The organism is Sphingomonas tagetis, from assembly GCF_024211275.1.
Lineage (GTDB): Bacteria > Pseudomonadota > Alphaproteobacteria > Sphingomonadales > Sphingomonadaceae > Sphingomonas > Sphingomonas tagetis.
Window position 1 is genome coordinate 98,766 of record NZ_JAMLDX010000009.1, and the last position, 15,795, is coordinate 114,560.

A 15,795-nucleotide genomic window follows, 5' to 3' on the forward strand; every position below is an offset into this window, starting at 1 on the left:
GGCTGACGTCGCTTACCCCAAGTGGCGCGTGACATCGTGCTGGGGTCCAGCCTGCCGCGCGCAGCCGCGAGTGACGGCGCAATCTCCGACGAAAGCCGGCTTGCCGCGCTCTATCGAGACAGCGCCAGGAACCTCTCGCGCTATCTGCGCAAGCGCAATCGCGGGCGCGAGGAATGCGACGACATCGTCCATGATGCGTTCGCGCGCCTTGCCAGCAAGGGTTCGCTCGACGGGCTGCAGAACCCTGAGGCTTACCTCAAGCGGATCATCCGCAACTTGCTGATCGACCGAAGCCGGCGAGCCGCCACGCACCCGGTCACCGTGCCGCTGGAAGAAATCGAACCGGTGGTCCGTCCCGATCAGGGCGATGCGATCGAATTGGAGCAGCTCAGAATGCAGTATCGCGCCGCAGTCGATGCGCTGTCACCGCGGTTGCGGGAGGTCTTTCTGATGCACCGGGTCGACGAGCGCAGCGTCAAGGAGATTGCCGCGCAGCTCGGGATCAGTACACGGACGGTCGAATGGCATGTCGCACAGGCAATCGTGCGGATTGGTGAGGCTCTGGACCGCAAATGACCACCAATCCCCCACCCGGCCGCGAACGTCCCGACCAGTTGACGGAAGAAGCCGCGCTGTGGTTCGCCCGTATGCGCGGACCGGAGGCAGAGGCTCACCGGCCGCAGTTCGAGGCATGGCTCACGCGCGGCGCGCTGCACCGCGGGGCCTATAATCGCGCCGCCGAGATCTTCAGCATGGGCAAGATGCTCGAGGCGGATCACCTCGACACCGTCGCCTCGCAAGCGCCCGAATTTCTCGCGACTGAAGCGCCGGCCAAGGGCCGCCGCGTCGCGGCGTTCGCGGCAGTCGCGGCGACAGCGATGCTCGCCGGCTGGCTGATTAGCACGAGCGCCGACCTGCCTGGGCTGACGAACCCCGGTCCCGATACAAGCGCGTCAACAAGCCGCCCGGTCGCCTATGCCGCGATGGTGCTGGAAACACCTGCCGGGGAGAGCCGGGTCGAGCGCCTGATCGACGGCTCGGCGGTCACGCTCGGTCCCGCGAGCCGGCTCGAGGTGAAGTTCGGTGACGGCAAGCGCGACCTGTCGCTCATCCGCGGCCGAGCACGGTTCGAGGTGGCGCATGAAGCGCGGCCGTTCACCGTCGCCGCCGCCGGCACGCTTGTCACGGCGCGCGGCACGGTGTTTGACGTCGCGATCTCGCCACAGCGAGGCGTCACGGTGAACCTGCTTCAGGGAAGCGTCGACGTCGTCAGTGCCGGAGGTGGCTCCAAGACCGCTCGACGCTTGACACCGGGCCAGTCGTTGATCGTCCCCGCATCGGCTGTGGGGAGTGCCACCGACACTGCGATGAGCCTCGAACAACCGGGTGCGATGGCGTCACAACCGGGCAGCGCGACACTGCGCGAATTCGAAGGCGCCCGGCTCGCCGACATTGTCGCGCAAGCCAATCGCCTCGGGCGCATTCCGATCCGCTTCTCCGATCCAGCCATCGGTGAAATTCGCGTCTCGGGCCGTTTCCAGATCAGCGACACGGACAAGCTGGCCGAGCGAAGCGCCGCGGTGTTCGACCTCAAGGTCAACCGAAGCGACCCCTCCCGCATTGTGCTGGAACCACGCTGAGCAAATTTTTTGCGGGGGCCGCCCCGTAGTTGGGCACAGGCCCGCGTCCTTCCCCTGACACGCCCCGCATTGGGGCGAGAAAATCGGGGGAGTGATGATGACGAACTTCATGCTGCGGCGGCGCCTGATGACGGGGGCGGCCTATGCCCTGATCCTGACCGGCACGGTCGCGCTCGCTCAGGGCGGCCAGCGGCAGGAATTCGTGGTCCCGGCGGAGAGCCTCGCCGATGCACTGAAGGAAGTGGCACGGCAGTCCGGCCGGGAGATCGTCTTCCCGGCGGCGGCGGTGGAAGGCAAGCGCGCACCCAAGTTGCGCGGAAGCTACACGGTCGCTGAAGCCGTCCAGCTCCTGCTGCGCGGAACCGACCTCGTCGCGCGGTTCGATGATGGCGGGATCCTGATCCAGGGGCGATCGGCGCCGTCGGGCGAAGTAGAGGCACGCCCGGCGGAGTCGACCGGCATCGTCGTCACTGGCTCGCGGATTGCGGGTCCTACCCCGCTGTCGCCGACGATCGTGCTCAAGCAGCGCGAGATGCAGGATGCGGGCTTCTCCAATCTCGGTGACGTCATCCGGTCGATCCCGCAGAATTTCTCGGGCGGGCAGAATCCGACGGTCGCCGGGGGCGGCAATCAGGGCGGCACCAACCAGAACACCACCTCGTCTTCGACCCTCAACCTGCGTGGCCTCGGACCAGACGCGACGCTGACTCTGCTGAACGGCCATCGCCTGCCCTATGATGCCGTCTCGCAGGGCGTTGATATCTCGGCGATTCCGCTGGTGGCGATCGATCGGATCGAGATCGTTACCGATGGCGCCTCCGCGATCTATGGATCCGACGCGGTCGCGGGGGTCGCGAATATCATCCTGAAGCGCAGTTTTAATGGCGTGCAGGCCTCAGCCCGAGCAGGCCTATCGACCGACGGCGGCAACGAGCAGCAGCAATACTCGCTCGCAGCCGGCACCGACTGGCAAACCGGCGGCTTACTGGTGACCGGAGATTTCAGCCGCTCGACACACATTCTGGCTGGCGACCGCAAGGTCACCCGGACGCTTCATCCGCTGGCGACGCTCGTCCCAAGCCTCAAGCAATCTACCGCGATCCTGAGCGGCTATCAGCAGTTGGGCGATGCCGTCCGCCTCGAGATCGACGCGACCTGGATGCGTCGCGAGTCGCGCCTCCAGTTGGCCTCGTCCACCACGGCGAGCTATCTCATCAACGGCGCTGCGGCGGAGCCCAAGATCAGCAGCTTTTCGGTCTCGCCGTCCCTCGCGCTCGACATCGCGCCGGGCTGGGAGGCCTATATCGAAGGCACCTATGGCGAGAGCCGCACAAAGGTGCAGACCAATGTCTATTCGGCTGGCGCAATCGCGATCACGGCGCTTGTCGACTACAATGACATCCTGAAGGCCGGCGAGGCGGGGATCACCGGCTCGCTGGCTTCGCTGCCCGGCGGCACGCTTCAGATCGCGCTGGGTGGCGGATATCGATCTAATACGCTTGATTTATTCACGCGGTCGATCACGGCGGGCACGACGCGGGTTTCCGCGGATTTCACGCGCTCACGCGCCAGCAGTTACGGATTTGCCGAGGTCCGGGCACCGATCATCGAGCCTGACAATTCGGTGCCCTTCATTCACCGGCTGACGCTCAGCGGCGCGGTTCGCTACGAGCATTACGAGTCATTCGGAGGTGTCGCGACGCCGAAGCTCGGCATCCTCTACTCGCCGGTGCGTGACATCGACCTGAAGGCCAGTTGGGGCCAGTCGTTCAAGTCGCCGACCCTGTATCAGGAGTTCCAGTACAAGTCCGTGGCGCTGCGCCTCGCGACGGCCTACGGCACCTCGGCTTTCCCGGCCGGATCGACCGTGTTGCACATGACTGGCGGCAACGCGGAAGGCCTCCAACCCGAGCGAGCCGAAAATCTCACGCTGGCGCTTGCCTGGCGGCCGAGCTTTCTGCCGGGCGCGGTGATCGAAGCCAGCTATTTCGACGTTGGCTATCGGGACCGGATCATCGCGCCGATCGCCTCGACGCTGGGGATTTTCTCCGATCCCAATTATGCGCACCTGATCACGCGTTCGCCCACGGCTGATCAAGTTACCGCGGCGTTGGCGAATGCGCCGGCAGGGCTGTCGAACCAGGCGGGAACACCATTCGATGCAACGCGGGTCGTGGCGATCGTCGACAATCGCCAGCGCAACTCGACGCGTCAGGCGATCAAGGGCTTCGATCTCAGCGTTCGCTATGGGTTCGGGATCGGTTCGACGGGCACGCTGACCCTGCTCGGCAGCGGCAGCTACATCGAGAGTGAGCAAGTGCTGGTCGAAGGCCAGCCAACGGTTCAACTGGCTGGAACGATCTTCCGCGCGCCGCACTGGCGCGCGCGCGGCGGTCTGAGCTGGCAGGACGGCGGGCTCACTGTGACCTCCTACCTCAACTATGTGGGCGGCACGGAAGATCGCCGGGTCACACCGTTCGTCGATGTCGGATCGTTTACGACCCTCGATACGGCAATCACCTATCGGGTCGATGCCGAGGGTTCGCCTTTCCACCGGCTGGAACTCTCGCTGGCCGCGTCGAACTTGCTCAATACGGCGCCCGACCGCATCCGGAATTCGCTCGCGACCGATCCGACCTACGACTCGACCAATTACTCGCCGGTCGGCCGGTTCTTCAGCTTCACGGTGCGCAAGCAATGGTGAGTGCGCGCCGAGTCTGTCTGGGAACGGCCGGTCTAACCGTAGTCGCGGCCATCTCATTGGTCGCGTTGCCGGCACGGGCAGCCTGCGATGGTGATGACGCGCCTGTCAGCGAGGTACGAGCGAACGCTGGGCGAGGCGTCGACCCGCTCGACCTCGCCCGACTTCGCGACATCGGTCCGACCGCTGACCTGTTCCTCAATGACAGTCCGATCGGCGTCTCGCCTGACGGCAATCACATCGCGTTTCAGGTGCGGCGCGCGGATCCGGCGTCGAACAGCTTTTGTCACGAACTGCTCGTCGTCGATTTGAGATCGCCGGCGAAACCGGTCACGATCGACCGCGGCGGCGAGCTCATCCGGGCCTATTTTCAGCGTGGCGCGCTCGCAAATTATCCGAGCGGAGAGCCTCAGTTGATCAGGCCAAGCTGGTCGCCGGATGGCCGCAGCGTCGCCTTTCTCAAGCGGCTGGCCGCCACGAATCAGCTGTGGATCGCGTCGGCGGACGGTAGCGGTAGCCGGCGACTGACCAACGCATCGGCGGACGTCGAGGCGTTCGAATGGAGTGCTGACGGCACCGCGATTGTCTTCCACACGCGCCCCGATCGCGCCGCCGCATTGGCAGAACTCGAGACAGAGGGCCGTTCGGGCTTCGTCTATGACGAACGATGGTCGCCCATCGCCCGCAACCGGCCCTCGCACCGCGAGCCAGCGGAAATGCGAGTCGAGAAAGTCACGCTTGGAGGTCAGGTGCTGGTCCCAACTGCCAGCGAGCGCGATGCGTTCGCGCGGGCAGGCACAGCACCCGACGGTGCGATCTGGGCCGCGGTAACCCCTAATGCCGTCGCCTGGGTCGCACCAAAGGACTCCAACCGCGCTTTTGCCGACGGCACCCTGCACGTCCGTAACAGCACCGGCGCAACGATCCGGTGCGACGCCCAAAGCTGTCAGGGACAGATCGCGGGATTGTGGTGGCACCCAGATGGCAAGCAGCTGTGGTTCCAGCGCCGAACCGGCTGGGGCAGCAGCCAGACGGCGCTGTACAGGTGGACGCCCGGGGAAGGCGAGCCGCAGCATATTCTCACCACTCGCGACCTGCTGCTCGGGTGCCGCTCAGCGGGGCATCAACTAGTTTGCGCGCTGGAGCAATCGTCGCGCCCGCGCAGGATCGTGAGCATCGATCCGGCGAATGGTGCAATCGGCGAAATCTTCGATCCCAATCCTGCCTTTCGCCAGTTGCATCTGGGCTCGGTGGAACGGCTCGAGTGGCGCAACAATCGAGGGATCGAAATCTATGGCGATCTGGTCATGCCACCGGCGCGCAAGCCCGGTGAACGAGTTCCGCTGATCCTGGTGCAATACCGCACGCGCGGCTTTCTGCGCGGCGGTACGGGCAATGAATACCCGCTCTTCGCGCTCGCGGCGCAGGGATTCGCCGTGCTGAGCATCGAGCGGCCGGGCTATGTCTCGGAGCTGACGCCAACCAGCGATTTCGCCGAGCGCGCCAGGCTCAATTACGGCGACTGGGCGGACCGCAAGAGCGTGATGTCGGCCTTCGCCTCAGGTATCGACCGGCTCGATCGACGCGGGCTCATCGACCCCAAACGCGTCGGCATCACGGGCTTCAGCGACGGGAGCGTTTCCGCTCAATATGCGCTGCTGAACAGCTCGCTCTTTGCGGCTGCCGCGCTGAGCTCCTGCTGCGAAGAGCCGAAGACGCATATGCCGTTGCTCGGTCCGCGAGGCGCGGCCAGGCTCAGATCCTACACCTATCCCCGCTACACGGATTCAGCGGCTGATTTTTGGGGGCCGTTTTCCATCGCGGCAAATGCCACGCGGTTCCGGACACCGTTACTCGTTCAAGCTTCCGATGACGAATATCTGGGCAGCCTCGAGACATTTACCTCGCTGCGCGAAACCGGGGCTCCGATGGAGTTGATCGTGTTTCCAGACGAGCACCACAGCAAATGGCAACCGGCGCATCGTCTTGCCATGTATCGCCGGAACATCGCCTGGTTCAGCTTTTGGCTAAAGGGCGATGCCGGCCCCTTCGCTCGCCCTGGCGAAACGGCGCGTTGGGAAAGCCTTCTTAAAGATTCGCTGGTTCGTTCACCCTAGTACGCAGGAAGATCAAGGAGTCGGCCCGGCCCGGCATTGCCCGGAGCAACTGACCGTAGGAAGCGGAAAATAAACCGGCAAATTAATCATCGAAGAATTGCAATTCTTGTAGGATTTCTGCGCTATACAACCGGCATGAATACCGGCATAATCATGGCATGGATATCGCTGCGATGGAACCCATGCTGCCCGAGGAAGCGGTTCGCGATCTTGAGGACAGCACGGCCACGCTGCTCACGGAATCGAGCGGATTGGCGCGCCGCATCCATCCGATCCTGCGCGAGTCGATCGGCACCCTCGTACGGTCGATGAACTGCTATTATTCCAACCTGATCGAGGGGCACGACACGCATCCGCGCGACATCGACCGCGCACTCGCAGACGACTTCTCCAGCGAGCCTCGCAAGCGCGAGCTACAGCAGGAAGCGGTTGCGCATATCCATGTTCAGCGGCTCATCGACGAGGGGAAGGATCCCGATATCTGGCCCGCGACCGCCGATTATGCGCGGTGGCTGCATCGGGAGTTCTGCGCGCGGTTGCCGTCCGAGATGCTGTGGGTCGAAAATCCGGACTCCGGCGAGCGGCTCGAAGTCGTGCCCGGCGAGTTGCGCACCCGCGACGTTCAGGTCGGCCGCCACATCCCCCCGCAGGCTGACGAACTGGCGCGCTTTCTCGCCCGGTTCGATACCGCCTATAACACTCCGTCCCTGTCGCGCTTGCGCCAGATCCAGGCCGTCGGCGCCGTACATCATCGCTTCCTGTGGATTCACCCGTTCCTTGATGGGAATGGAAGGGTCGCTCGGTTGATGTCCCATGCGCTGCTCAAAAGACTCGGGATCGGAACCAGCCTCTGGTCGGTGGCGCGGGGCCTCGCCCGCGAGGAAACCCGTTACAAACAGTTGCTCATGGCTGCGGACAGCCCGCGACAGGGCGATCGCGATGGACGCGGCAATCTGACACAGCGCGGTCTCATCGCCTTCTGTGCGTTCTTCTTCGACCGCGCGATCGATCAGATCGCCTTTATGAGCGACCTGCTCGAGCCCGAGGTGTTGCTTCGTCGAATCGAGCAGCATGTCGACGAGGAAGTGCGCGCCAAGAGGCTGCCACGGGGCAGCTTCATGGTGCTGCGTGAAGCGGTGCTCGCCGGAGAAGTCGAGCGTGGCCGCATACCTTCACTCACCGGCTATGAGGAGCGCGCTGCGCGAATGGTCACCGCAGCGCTTGTTGACCGTGGCATGCTTGTTTCAACGAGCAGCCGTGCACCGCTACGCCTTGGTTTCCCGGTCGATGTGGCGGAACGCTGGCTCCCGCGCCTCTACCCGGTCGATGCCGGGCGGGCCTGAAGGACTCAGCGTATTCTCGCTTGAACCCAGGCTTCCGTGTCAGCCAGCACCAGGAGCCGAACATAGGCGTCACCATGTGCGTCAATCGGGGCGGCAAAAAATGCTTCCACCGCTTTGCGGTCCAACAGGTTCTGGCGCGCGAGTTGGCCCTCGAGCAGTCGTTCGCGGATTTCGTTGCTGAACTGGCTCACAATCTGGCGATAGAAGGCGCCGGGGCCACCTTTCGATCGCCGGTCCAGGATCGCCTTCGGCAGAAGCCCTGCGAATGCCCTCCGCGCGACCGCGCGATCACAACCACCTTCGACCCATTGCCAGGTCTGGATCGACAGGCACAGCTCGACGATCGGCTGCGCCAGCATCGGCGTGATCAATTCGAGCGGCTCGGCGCGGGGAAATCCCTCGCTGAAGTTCTGCGGGCGCAGCAGCGCCGCAATGTGCGCGGCCCGTCCCGGCAGGGCGCCGACGGGCGCTTCGAGCCAGCTATGCTGCGCCTCTTCGGCGCTCGCCGCGCCCGCCAGGTCCGGATGGATGAACCTCAGATCGGCCGGCCAACGATGGCGTACGGCGCTTCGTGGCAATTTGCGCAATGCGTGCGACAGCGCCTCCCAGACGCTGCAGCCCGTCAGCTCGCAGATATCGGCGACCGTACGCCAGGTCCTGCTCCGCTGCCCGCTCGTCCTCAAGCAATCGACGATCGGCGCCGCTGACTGGGTGAAACAGAAGACATTGTCGCCGCCATTGCCGGAAAAGACGGCCTGTGCCGAAACCTCATCTGCAAGCCGGCGGTTCGCCTGATCCAGCGCCTGGCGCCCCGGCGATCCCACCGGCCGCGGCAAATGGATCGCACTCGAGCGCCCGACCACGATGTCGTCCAGCCGATAGTCCCGGTCGACCAGCTCCAGTCCCAGATGCTCGGCGACGAGCCTGGCATATCCGCGCTCGTCGCCTTCCGGGCCCGGAGAGACAAGGTTGAGGCAGGTCGTGTCCGTTCCGGCGAGTGCAGCCGCGACGATCGAAGAATCGAGACCGCCCGACAGGCAAAGCTGGATGCGATCAAACTCGCCGGCGAGCGCACGCACGGTTCCAATCACGGTCCCCCGCAGCGCCTCGAGAAGATCCGCCCCGCGCAGGCCAGTCGGCTGCACATAGTCCCACGGCGACCAATGCTGTCGCAGCGCGGCGTATTGCGCGCCACCGATGCCGAGGACCCAGCCCTGAGGTATCTCGTAGAGATCGCGCAATACGGTTTCGGCCCGCCGAAGCGCCGGCCTCAACAGGCTCGCGACCATCGCGTCCCAGTCAATTTCGGGATCGACCAGACCCGCCGCAATGCCCAGATCGAGGTCCGAGAACAGGAATATCGCGTCGGGGGTCTCCCGCACATAGCAGGGAAGCGCGCCACTGGGATCGCGATAGACCTGCACGGAGTCCAGCGCGCATTGCGAGATCGCGAGATATTGGCCCCAGAACCGATTCGACAGAATCGTGGGCAGTTCGCTGTGCTGCTCGAACGTCGCATCCAGCGCGGTGACGCGCGCAGGCCGATCCGAACGCGTGAACAGCCGGCCCAGCAGGTGCGCCCGGCCCGAGCCGGTCGATATGACCTGCGTCGGTTCATTGACCCACAGCGCCAATCGCCCGGCCGTCGGCACTGCCGTGAAACCGAGCTCAGCCATGCGCTCGATTTCGATCGTGGCGCGCTTGCCCTTGCTGCGCTCAACGACGGCGAGAAACTGGAGCGCCATCAGATCGCCAGGATCGGCCGGTAACGCGCGACGCGCTCCTGCTCGTCACCAATCACCATGTCGCCGAGCTGGACCCAGGCATGCGCGGTGAAGGGGCAATCCCGCACGCCCAGGATCAAGGTCGGTCGATGTCCGCTGCGGACCAGCAGATCGAACAGCCCGATCGACTTCATGAGGCAGCGCTCGTGCGCCGGAATGATCAGATTCGAAGTTCGAACGGCCGCGGCGATGTCCTCGATTCCTCGACGGCGCACGCCTGGTGTCGATTGCAAGCATCTCGCGATCACCGCCGCCAGACCGCGGCGGCGCAGTTCACGCTGCGCACGAAGCTGCAGCAATATTGCTAGCAAGCTCAGGCCGAGCCGCGCGGTGCCTCGTGAGTTCAAATCGCGTGTTGCTGGGACAACGACGGTCTCGCCAAGCGGCCGCGAAGCATCGGGGCTCAGGCACAACAAACCTTCATTGAGCAGCGGCTGGAGCCTGGTCTCATCAGAACCCAGGACCGACGTCCCGTCCATCGCGCGGACCAGCGCCAGCGTCGCCTCAGGCGACGCCGCGAAATAGCGGTCACGCTCGACGTCCAGGAAGATGAAACGCTCGCCGAGCAAGCAGAAATGAACACCATCCGGACTGGTGAGATGCATGCGGGCGCTCCCCAAAGAGGGCGCACGGCAGACGCCGTGCGCCCACCCGATCAGTCGTTGGAAAGACCGGCGACGAGCTTCTGCAGCTCGAAGGTGTCGGGCTCACCGATCACCGGATCGCCCTTGGTTTCCTGGCTGGCGATGCCCAGCACGAGCACTTCCTTGCGCATGGTACTTCTCCTCACATGGCCTGACGGAATGTCGGCCACGCTAGTATAAGTCGGGTACAAGGCACCCCCGGCGAGATATTCTGCGCAAGATTTTCCGAATATATCCGGCCCCGCTACATGCGCTCTCTGCGTGGAGGGTTATTTCCTCAAGTTATCGAGCCTTGAGCATGCGCGCGATCGTAACGACATGATCAATACGACGGCGGTGATAGGCGATGATCCGCCGCCTTATGTTCGTTCGCACATCAATACTGCCGTTTCGAAGGAAGGTGCGAAGCTCGCGATGGGGATCGTCGAACAGTGCGGCCTCGGCGAGTCGCGAATAGTGGAGCCGCTCGTTCATGCGCTGAATCTGATCGGCGAACTCGCTATTGCCGGTCGCTTCCCCGATCGAGCGGAAAAGGATCGCGGTGAAGGCGGCATGGTCGCCGGGTGCGACACCCGGTGCCCGCTCGCGGAATAGCCGCATCGATGCCCGCAGATGCCCCGCGTCGGCGAGGCGCAAGGTGCCGAGCAGATGCTGCGCGTTCCAGACATAGAGCGAAGCAAGTCCATCGATGTCGGGGCAGACGACCCGGATGCCGCCATCGGGATGGGATTCGAAGAGCTGCTCGCCGACCATCCGCTGGATCGCCTCGCGCACCGGCGTCGTGCTCGCGCGGTGCCGATCGGCCACGGCATGCAGGTCGAGCCGCATCCCGGCATGGAAGATGCCGTCGAGATATTCGGCCTTGAGCGCGCGATAGACGCGTTCCTGGGTGCTGGCGTCGGGCGGCATGTTCAACCCGATACGGCAAGCGGCGTGCGCCATTTCGGCGTCAGCGCCGCGGTCAGCTGTTCGAGCTGTCGCTTGGCGATGATCTCGACACAAAGGCGCTCGAACTCTCGGAGGTCGCCGGCCAATTGGCGCGGGAACGCCATCTTCTGACTGGCGAACATGAGCGGGATCAGGATGTGCCCGGTCGAGATGCCGAGCTGGAATGCGCAACGCAGATGATCGTCGAGCCGGACCTTGGGATTGCCGGACTCGATTTCCCGAAGCCAGCGCACGCCGATGCCAAGCGACTTTGCGAGTTCCCGTTGCGTGATCCCTTCGCGCTTGCGCGCTTCCTCGATCCGTCGGCCCGAGCGTTCCTTGACAAAGGACAGCGGGCCTTCAGCATCGAGGTCATCGCCGGTGATCGACATCTTACGCGCCTCCGGAAGGAGAATACGCCCTGCCCAAGGCTTGGTCGAACGCGTGCTAAGGTGTGTTACACACCTCGGTCAAATCGAACTGCGGCAAATATTACCTGAATTGATTGGCACTGACGTAAAGTCGTCGCTTACATCCGATTTGGATTAATTCTTGCCGGCGTAGTCCATCGCGCCCGCTCGAGCGCCGAGCGCAGATCAGCGCTGTCTGCGACGAGCAATTGCTGAAGCGCGACCAGGTAGATGCTTGAAATCGTGGGGGTCGCTCCCCCGACCGACACCGAATTCGCGATCGCCGCGGCGCTTTCGCTCAGCCCTTTTGGCGCACCGACGAAATGCCGGTGATCCCCCATCAGACCCAGCGCGGGCAGCCGTTCGAGCTGGTCCTCGATCCTTGCTGGAGGCACCGTCTCAAGGTGCAACACGGCCAACTGCAAGGTCGTGCCCCAGGCGAGCATCTGCCTTGTGCACCTGATCATATGGCAATGCGCCTCGATCAGCAGATCCTGTCCGGCTGGCGAAAGCAGCAGCTTGAACGTGCGCGACTGGCGGGTCATCGGCGCACCTCCTCCAGAGCCGACCAGGCCGCAGGGGTGCGGCACAGGGGATATGGCTGCAGAAGGTTGAAGGGCACTTTACTGCCGACAGGCACCGCCCAGTTCGCAAACGAGATCGATCGAGACCTTCGGCGACCTCCAAAGAACTTGCTCGCGTCTATCTTCCACTCCGGTTCTTTAGTGCCCTGACGATTGTGGCGCTTCGAGAACCCGAGCAATTCGTCGTTCGTCTTCAGCGGGGCGAACACAATGTTCGAACGCCGGGGAATCCATTCACGCCGCGCGCCGCTGGCTGCGCGATCAGGAGATGACGTCATGCCGACGCGGTCATGGTGCATAGTGAGTCTTGCCCTGTTCCCGAGTGTCCTTGGCCTGGCGCCATTGGCGCAGGCGCAATCCTATCGCCCCGATGCCGAAGGCTATCCCTGCAGCCGGCACGCCTCGCTCGGGGTGGTCGCGACCGCCAAGGGGTTCGTCATCGAGGCTCGAACGCTCCCTTCGCCTAAAGCTGCCGCCTCGCGCCCGGTGACGATTGCGCTGGGCGCCAGTCTCAAGATCGACCGCGCGCTCCTCGATCGTGCGAGCACGCCGGCAGCGGAGGCGGACAATGCTGAAGGCCGGTAAGATCGCCATCGCCGGCGCATTGCTGGCCACGGTTCCCGCGCTTGCGCAGCAGACGCCTTCAAACGCCGATGAGCCGCTCGCGGCAGCGGCGCGCGAAGCGCAGCAGGCTTTACGCCAGACCTTCACGAACCTGCAGTTCGAGGACTTCGGACCGGCGCCTGTGAAGGGGCCGATATATCAAGCGATCGCGGGCGGGAGAATAATCTATTTTGCGCCGGAGAGCGGACATCTGCTGTTCGCGGCGATGTATGACCGAAACGGAGTCAATGTGACGGCGCTGGCGCAGGATGCGAGCGCGCGCAAACGGCTCGGCGCCATCGACACCAGCCAGGCGCTCGCGATCGGTCCGGCCGGCGCGCGCCAGGTGATCGAGTTCACCGATCCCGATTGCCCCTATTGCCAGGCGCTCGACCGCTATTGGGGCGCAAAGGCCGCCGAAGGCAAAGAGGTACGCCGGCTCGTCTTCTTCGTGAGCGGCATCCACCCGCAAGCCGCGGCCAAGGGTGAGCATATTCTGTGCTCACCGGACCCGGCGGCGGCATTCAAGGCGATCTATGCCGGCGCGACACCCAAGGCATTGCTCAAATGCCCCGAGGGCGCCCGCAAGGTTGCGGCGCAGGCCGAGATCGTGCGCAAGCTTGGCATCTCGGGCACGCCCACGCTGTTCCTCGACGGCAAGATGATCTCGGGGTTCCAGCAGGCCGAGATCGAGGCGTTTCTCGACACCAGGCCGCGGAAGCCCGAGCCGCCCGGCTAAGACACCCCACCGCAAACAACCTCCACTTCAATCTGGCGGGTCTCGTCCCGGCCTGCGCGGCACCACGCCGCCGCGGCGGAACGAGGATCGGGATGCCGGCGGCGACGCTCCTCACAGGGAGCCGTCCAGCACCGCCGCCGGCCGGCCGAGATTTCATGTCGAACCGGCAGGCATGTGTGCGGACGGCTCCCCTCATCAGGAGACCATCGATGCTAAAACGGATCCACCTGCGCGGCCTGCGGACCGCCGACAATATGCTGCTGCTCATGCTGGCGCTCGTCGCCGGCGCGGGCGCGGCGCACGCCTTTGCCCAGCCCCAGGTCGGTGACCTTGGCTATGACATCTACAACATCGTCGTGAACCAGGGGGTCAAGGGCCCGCTCGGCTTTGTCGGCGGCGTCGCCGCCTTCCTGTTCGGCGTATCGCGGCTCTTCTCGAACATCATGATCGGCATCCCGACCATCGTCGCTGCGGTCTGCCTGATCAAGGCGGACTCGATCCTCCAGACCTTCGGGATGGTCATCTGAAGGGCAGACGGCCGCGTCCGCGCGGCCGCTCGAGAGCTGGGGGGCGGTGGTCGCCTCTCGGAAGCAAGGGAGAAGCACGTTGGACGAACGTCTTCCACAATTCCTGCACCGCCCGGTCCAGATCCTCTGGTTCGACGCCCAGGAATTCATCGTCGTGATGTCGGTCATCTTCGTCGCCGTGATCGTCGGCGGGCTGGTCGGGTGGGCGCTCATCGGCGCGCTTCTCCTCTTCATCCCCTGGAAGCGCACCAAGCCGCGCGGCTTCATCCCGCACGCCGCCTGGCGCTGGGGCCTGCTCCGCTTCCGCCACTATCCGGGTCCGACCCAGACCCGCTTCTACGAATAGGTCCGCGCGATGCTCCCCTTCCAACGCAAGGCCCCTGCCGACCTGATCGGCGACACAAGGCCAAGCTGGCATTTGCACCGCTATCTGCTGGGATCGGCCAACCTCTTCGAGGAGAACCGGCTGCTCAAATTCGCGATTGCCGGCATGTTCGGCATCACCGCGGTGCTGGGCACGCTGCTCTACACCTCGAACCTCAACCAGCGGACCGTGATCGTTCCGTTCGGCGCGGGCGGTGAGCTCTATGTGACGGGCAACAAGCCGTCCGAAGCCTATCTTCGCACGATCACGCGCAATATCGTGAGCCTGTCGGGCACCTACTCGTCCTACTCGGCCAATCAGCAGTTCCAGGAGCTGCTGAGCCTGGTTCACCCTTCCGCCTTTAATGACCTGCGCGACAGCCTGAATGGACTGCTCGACGAGCTGGCGCGCAATCCGACCCTGTCAATCGCGAGCTATGTCCGCACCGACAAGCCGGTCACCTACACCCGCACCGAGATCGTCGTGCCGGTCGAGAAAGTGCGCGTCATCGGCGGCGTGATCCGCAAGTTCCAGGGCTCGCTGCGCATTCGATACGTCATCGACAATGGCCGCTTCTGGCTGACCGCCCTGCAAGAGGAGAATTTCAATGCCGATCCTCGGTAAGCGCTCGAGGCTTGCCTTGCGCCTGGCCGCGCTGTGCGCCGCCGGTCCCGCCCTCGCCCAATCGATCGCGGCGCTGCCCGATCAGACCAGCCGCCTCCGCCTCTCCAACCGCGACGTCAACCATGTCGTGTGCGTCGGCGGCGAGATCGAGGACGTCAAATTCTCGGCCGAAAAGGGCATCGCGGTCGAACGCGGCGGCTCGGACGCGTGGATCAAGTTCCTGGTGCGCGAGGTCGATGAAGCCGGGATCAAGACCCGCAGCTTCGTCTCCGTGCCGGCCGAATTCTATGTTGCCTGCAACGGCGCGATCTATCCGCTCTATGCCGAGCCCGCCGATATCCCGGCGCAGACGGTGACGCTGGTTCCAGGTTCCAGCCAGCGCGCGCGGTCGAACGATGCGCTGCTCGGGCCGCTGGTCGAGGAAGAGCGCGCCGTCTCGATCGCGCTTTCGCTGCTGCAGGACCGGGTGCCCGGCTCGTTCACCGAGGTCGCGCCCAACCAGCGCCAGCTGGCGGTGCCTGACCTGCCCGGTCTCGTTATCCGCGAGCGCCGCCGACTCGCGATCGAAGGCGCCGGACTCTCGGCCAGCGAATATCTCGTGACCAGTCCGGTCGCGGTCACGCTCGACGAGCGCAGCTTTCTCGACAGCGCGCTCGGCGCCGACATCTTCGCGGTCACGCTCGATCGCCACAATCTTGCAGCCGGCGACGGCGCGCGGCTGGTGGTGGTCCGCCGGAGCAGCGCGCTGTGACCGCCGGCGCCAAACCCCCGCCGAAAAGTACGGCCAA

17 protein-coding genes are annotated in these 15,795 nt (G+C 64.6%); 11 read left to right on the forward strand and 6 right to left on the reverse strand.

The genetic code is table 11. From position 1 onward, the window contains the following. Nucleotides 1–21 precede the first annotated feature (21 nt). The 5 genes from M9978_RS12855 (at nucleotide 22) to M9978_RS12875 (ending at nucleotide 7,801) form a co-directional block, all read left to right on the forward strand. Nucleotides 22–576: an RNA polymerase sigma factor gene (locus M9978_RS12855; RefSeq protein ID WP_254293805.1), complete on the forward strand. Its 555-nt coding sequence runs from the start codon at nucleotides 22–24 to the stop codon at nucleotides 574–576. After that, nucleotides 573–1,640 (forward strand): FecR family protein, encoded by a 1,068-nt coding sequence (locus M9978_RS12860; protein ID WP_254293807.1) that lies wholly within the window; start codon nucleotides 573–575, stop codon nucleotides 1,638–1,640. Before M9978_RS12855 ends, M9978_RS12860 begins: the two co-directional genes overlap by 4 nt. A 97-nt stretch (nucleotides 1,641–1,737) precedes the next feature. Next, nucleotides 1,738–4,344 carry a TonB-dependent receptor gene (locus M9978_RS12865; protein WP_254293809.1) on the forward strand — a complete coding sequence of 869 codons (2,607 nt, stop codon included), beginning with the start codon at nucleotides 1,738–1,740 and terminating at the stop codon, nucleotides 4,342–4,344. A 56-nt stretch (nucleotides 4,345–4,400) separates the two neighbouring features. Continuing rightward, entirely contained in the window at nucleotides 4,401–6,458 is a 2,058-nt protein-coding gene (locus M9978_RS12870) for an Atxe2 family lasso peptide isopeptidase (protein ID WP_254293811.1), read from the forward strand. Nucleotides 6,459–6,616: 158 nt separating this feature from the next. Beyond that, nucleotides 6,617–7,801 (forward strand): Fic family protein, encoded by a 1,185-nt coding sequence (locus tag M9978_RS12875; RefSeq protein ID WP_254293813.1) that lies wholly within the window; start codon nucleotides 6,617–6,619, stop codon nucleotides 7,799–7,801. A 5-nt stretch (nucleotides 7,802–7,806) separates the two neighbouring features. Here M9978_RS12875 and M9978_RS12880 read toward each other — a convergent pair whose 3' ends face one another. From M9978_RS12880 to M9978_RS12900, 6 genes are all read right to left on the reverse strand, one after another. After that, on the reverse strand, nucleotides 7,807–9,546 hold the full coding sequence (locus tag M9978_RS12880; RefSeq protein WP_254293815.1) for an asparagine synthase-related protein: 1,740 nt from the start codon (nucleotides 9,544–9,546) through the stop codon (nucleotides 7,807–7,809). Next, a complete protein-coding gene (locus M9978_RS12885; RefSeq protein ID WP_254293817.1) occupies nucleotides 9,546–10,154 on the reverse strand; it encodes a lasso peptide biosynthesis B2 protein in 609 nt (202 codons plus the stop codon). The genes M9978_RS12880 and M9978_RS12885 overlap by 1 nt, the downstream gene beginning before the upstream one ends. A gap of 86 nt (nucleotides 10,155–10,240) precedes the next feature. Continuing rightward, nucleotides 10,241–10,360, reverse strand: a complete 120-nt coding sequence (locus tag M9978_RS23550) for a hypothetical protein (protein ID WP_436977191.1) — start codon at nucleotides 10,358–10,360, stop codon at nucleotides 10,241–10,243. A 151-nt stretch (nucleotides 10,361–10,511) separates the two neighbouring features. Beyond that, complete coding sequence (locus M9978_RS12890) at nucleotides 10,512–11,138, reverse strand: GntR family transcriptional regulator (protein WP_254293819.1); 627 nt, start codon at nucleotides 11,136–11,138, stop codon at nucleotides 10,512–10,514. Between the two features lie 2 nt (nucleotides 11,139–11,140). Then, on the reverse strand, nucleotides 11,141–11,548 hold the full coding sequence (locus M9978_RS12895; protein ID WP_254293821.1) for a helix-turn-helix domain-containing protein: 408 nt from the start codon (nucleotides 11,546–11,548) through the stop codon (nucleotides 11,141–11,143). A 137-nt stretch (nucleotides 11,549–11,685) separates the two neighbouring features. Continuing rightward, entirely contained in the window at nucleotides 11,686–12,111 is a 426-nt protein-coding gene (locus tag M9978_RS12900) for a hypothetical protein (protein ID WP_254293823.1), read from the reverse strand. Between the two features lie 315 nt (nucleotides 12,112–12,426). Between M9978_RS12900 and M9978_RS12905 the strand changes: the two genes are divergently transcribed. From M9978_RS12905 to M9978_RS12930, 6 genes are all read left to right on the forward strand, one after another. After that, complete coding sequence (locus tag M9978_RS12905) at nucleotides 12,427–12,735, forward strand: hypothetical protein (protein ID WP_254293825.1); 309 nt, start codon at nucleotides 12,427–12,429, stop codon at nucleotides 12,733–12,735. After that, complete coding sequence (locus M9978_RS12910; protein ID WP_254293827.1) at nucleotides 12,719–13,492, forward strand: DsbC family protein; 774 nt, start codon at nucleotides 12,719–12,721, stop codon at nucleotides 13,490–13,492. Before M9978_RS12905 ends, M9978_RS12910 begins: the two co-directional genes overlap by 17 nt. Nucleotides 13,493–13,746: 254 nt before the next feature. Beyond that, entirely contained in the window at nucleotides 13,747–14,019 is a 273-nt protein-coding gene (locus tag M9978_RS12915; protein ID WP_436977192.1) for a hypothetical protein, read from the forward strand. 79 nt (nucleotides 14,020–14,098) lie between these two features. Further along, nucleotides 14,099–14,365 carry a type IV conjugative transfer system protein TraL gene (locus M9978_RS12920; protein ID WP_254293831.1) on the forward strand — a complete coding sequence of 89 codons (267 nt, stop codon included), beginning with the start codon at nucleotides 14,099–14,101 and terminating at the stop codon, nucleotides 14,363–14,365. Nucleotides 14,366–14,374: 9 nt separating this feature from the next. Further along, on the forward strand, nucleotides 14,375–15,007 hold the full coding sequence (locus M9978_RS12925; protein ID WP_254293833.1) for a TraE/TraK family type IV conjugative transfer system protein: 633 nt from the start codon (nucleotides 14,375–14,377) through the stop codon (nucleotides 15,005–15,007). After that, nucleotides 14,991–15,758 (forward strand): type-F conjugative transfer system secretin TraK, encoded by a 768-nt coding sequence (locus M9978_RS12930; protein ID WP_254293835.1) that lies wholly within the window; start codon nucleotides 14,991–14,993, stop codon nucleotides 15,756–15,758. Before M9978_RS12925 ends, M9978_RS12930 begins: the two co-directional genes overlap by 17 nt. Nucleotides 15,759–15,795: the final 37 nt, after the last annotated feature.

Coding starts and splice junctions, on each gene's coding strand:
- M9978_RS12860 (WP_254293807.1), top strand. CDS start 573: ATGACCACCAATCCCCCACCCGGCCGCGAACGTCCCGACCAGTTGACG.
- M9978_RS12865 (WP_254293809.1), top strand. CDS start 1,738: ATGACGAACTTCATGCTGCGGCGGCGCCTGATGACGGGGGCGGCCTAT.
- M9978_RS12875 (WP_254293813.1), top strand. CDS start 6,617: ATGGATATCGCTGCGATGGAACCCATGCTGCCCGAGGAAGCGGTTCGC.
- M9978_RS12880 (WP_254293815.1), bottom strand. CDS start 9,546: ATGGCGCTCCAGTTTCTCGCCGTCGTTGAGCGCAGCAAGGGCAAGCGC.
- M9978_RS23550 (WP_436977191.1), bottom strand. CDS start 10,360: ATGCGCAAGGAAGTGCTCGTGCTGGGCATCGCCAGCCAGGAAACCAAG.
- M9978_RS12890 (WP_254293819.1), bottom strand. CDS start 11,138: ATGCCGCCCGACGCCAGCACCCAGGAACGCGTCTATCGCGCGCTCAAG.
- M9978_RS12895 (WP_254293821.1), bottom strand. CDS start 11,548: ATGTCGATCACCGGCGATGACCTCGATGCTGAAGGCCCGCTGTCCTTT.
- M9978_RS12900 (WP_254293823.1), bottom strand. CDS start 12,111: ATGACCCGCCAGTCGCGCACGTTCAAGCTGCTGCTTTCGCCAGCCGGA.
- M9978_RS12905 (WP_254293825.1), top strand. CDS start 12,427: ATGCCGACGCGGTCATGGTGCATAGTGAGTCTTGCCCTGTTCCCGAGT.
- M9978_RS12910 (WP_254293827.1), top strand. CDS start 12,719: ATGCTGAAGGCCGGTAAGATCGCCATCGCCGGCGCATTGCTGGCCACG.
- M9978_RS12915 (WP_436977192.1), top strand. CDS start 13,747: ATGCTGCTGCTCATGCTGGCGCTCGTCGCCGGCGCGGGCGCGGCGCAC.
- M9978_RS12925 (WP_254293833.1), top strand. CDS start 14,375: ATGCTCCCCTTCCAACGCAAGGCCCCTGCCGACCTGATCGGCGACACA.
- M9978_RS12930 (WP_254293835.1), top strand. CDS start 14,991: ATGCCGATCCTCGGTAAGCGCTCGAGGCTTGCCTTGCGCCTGGCCGCG.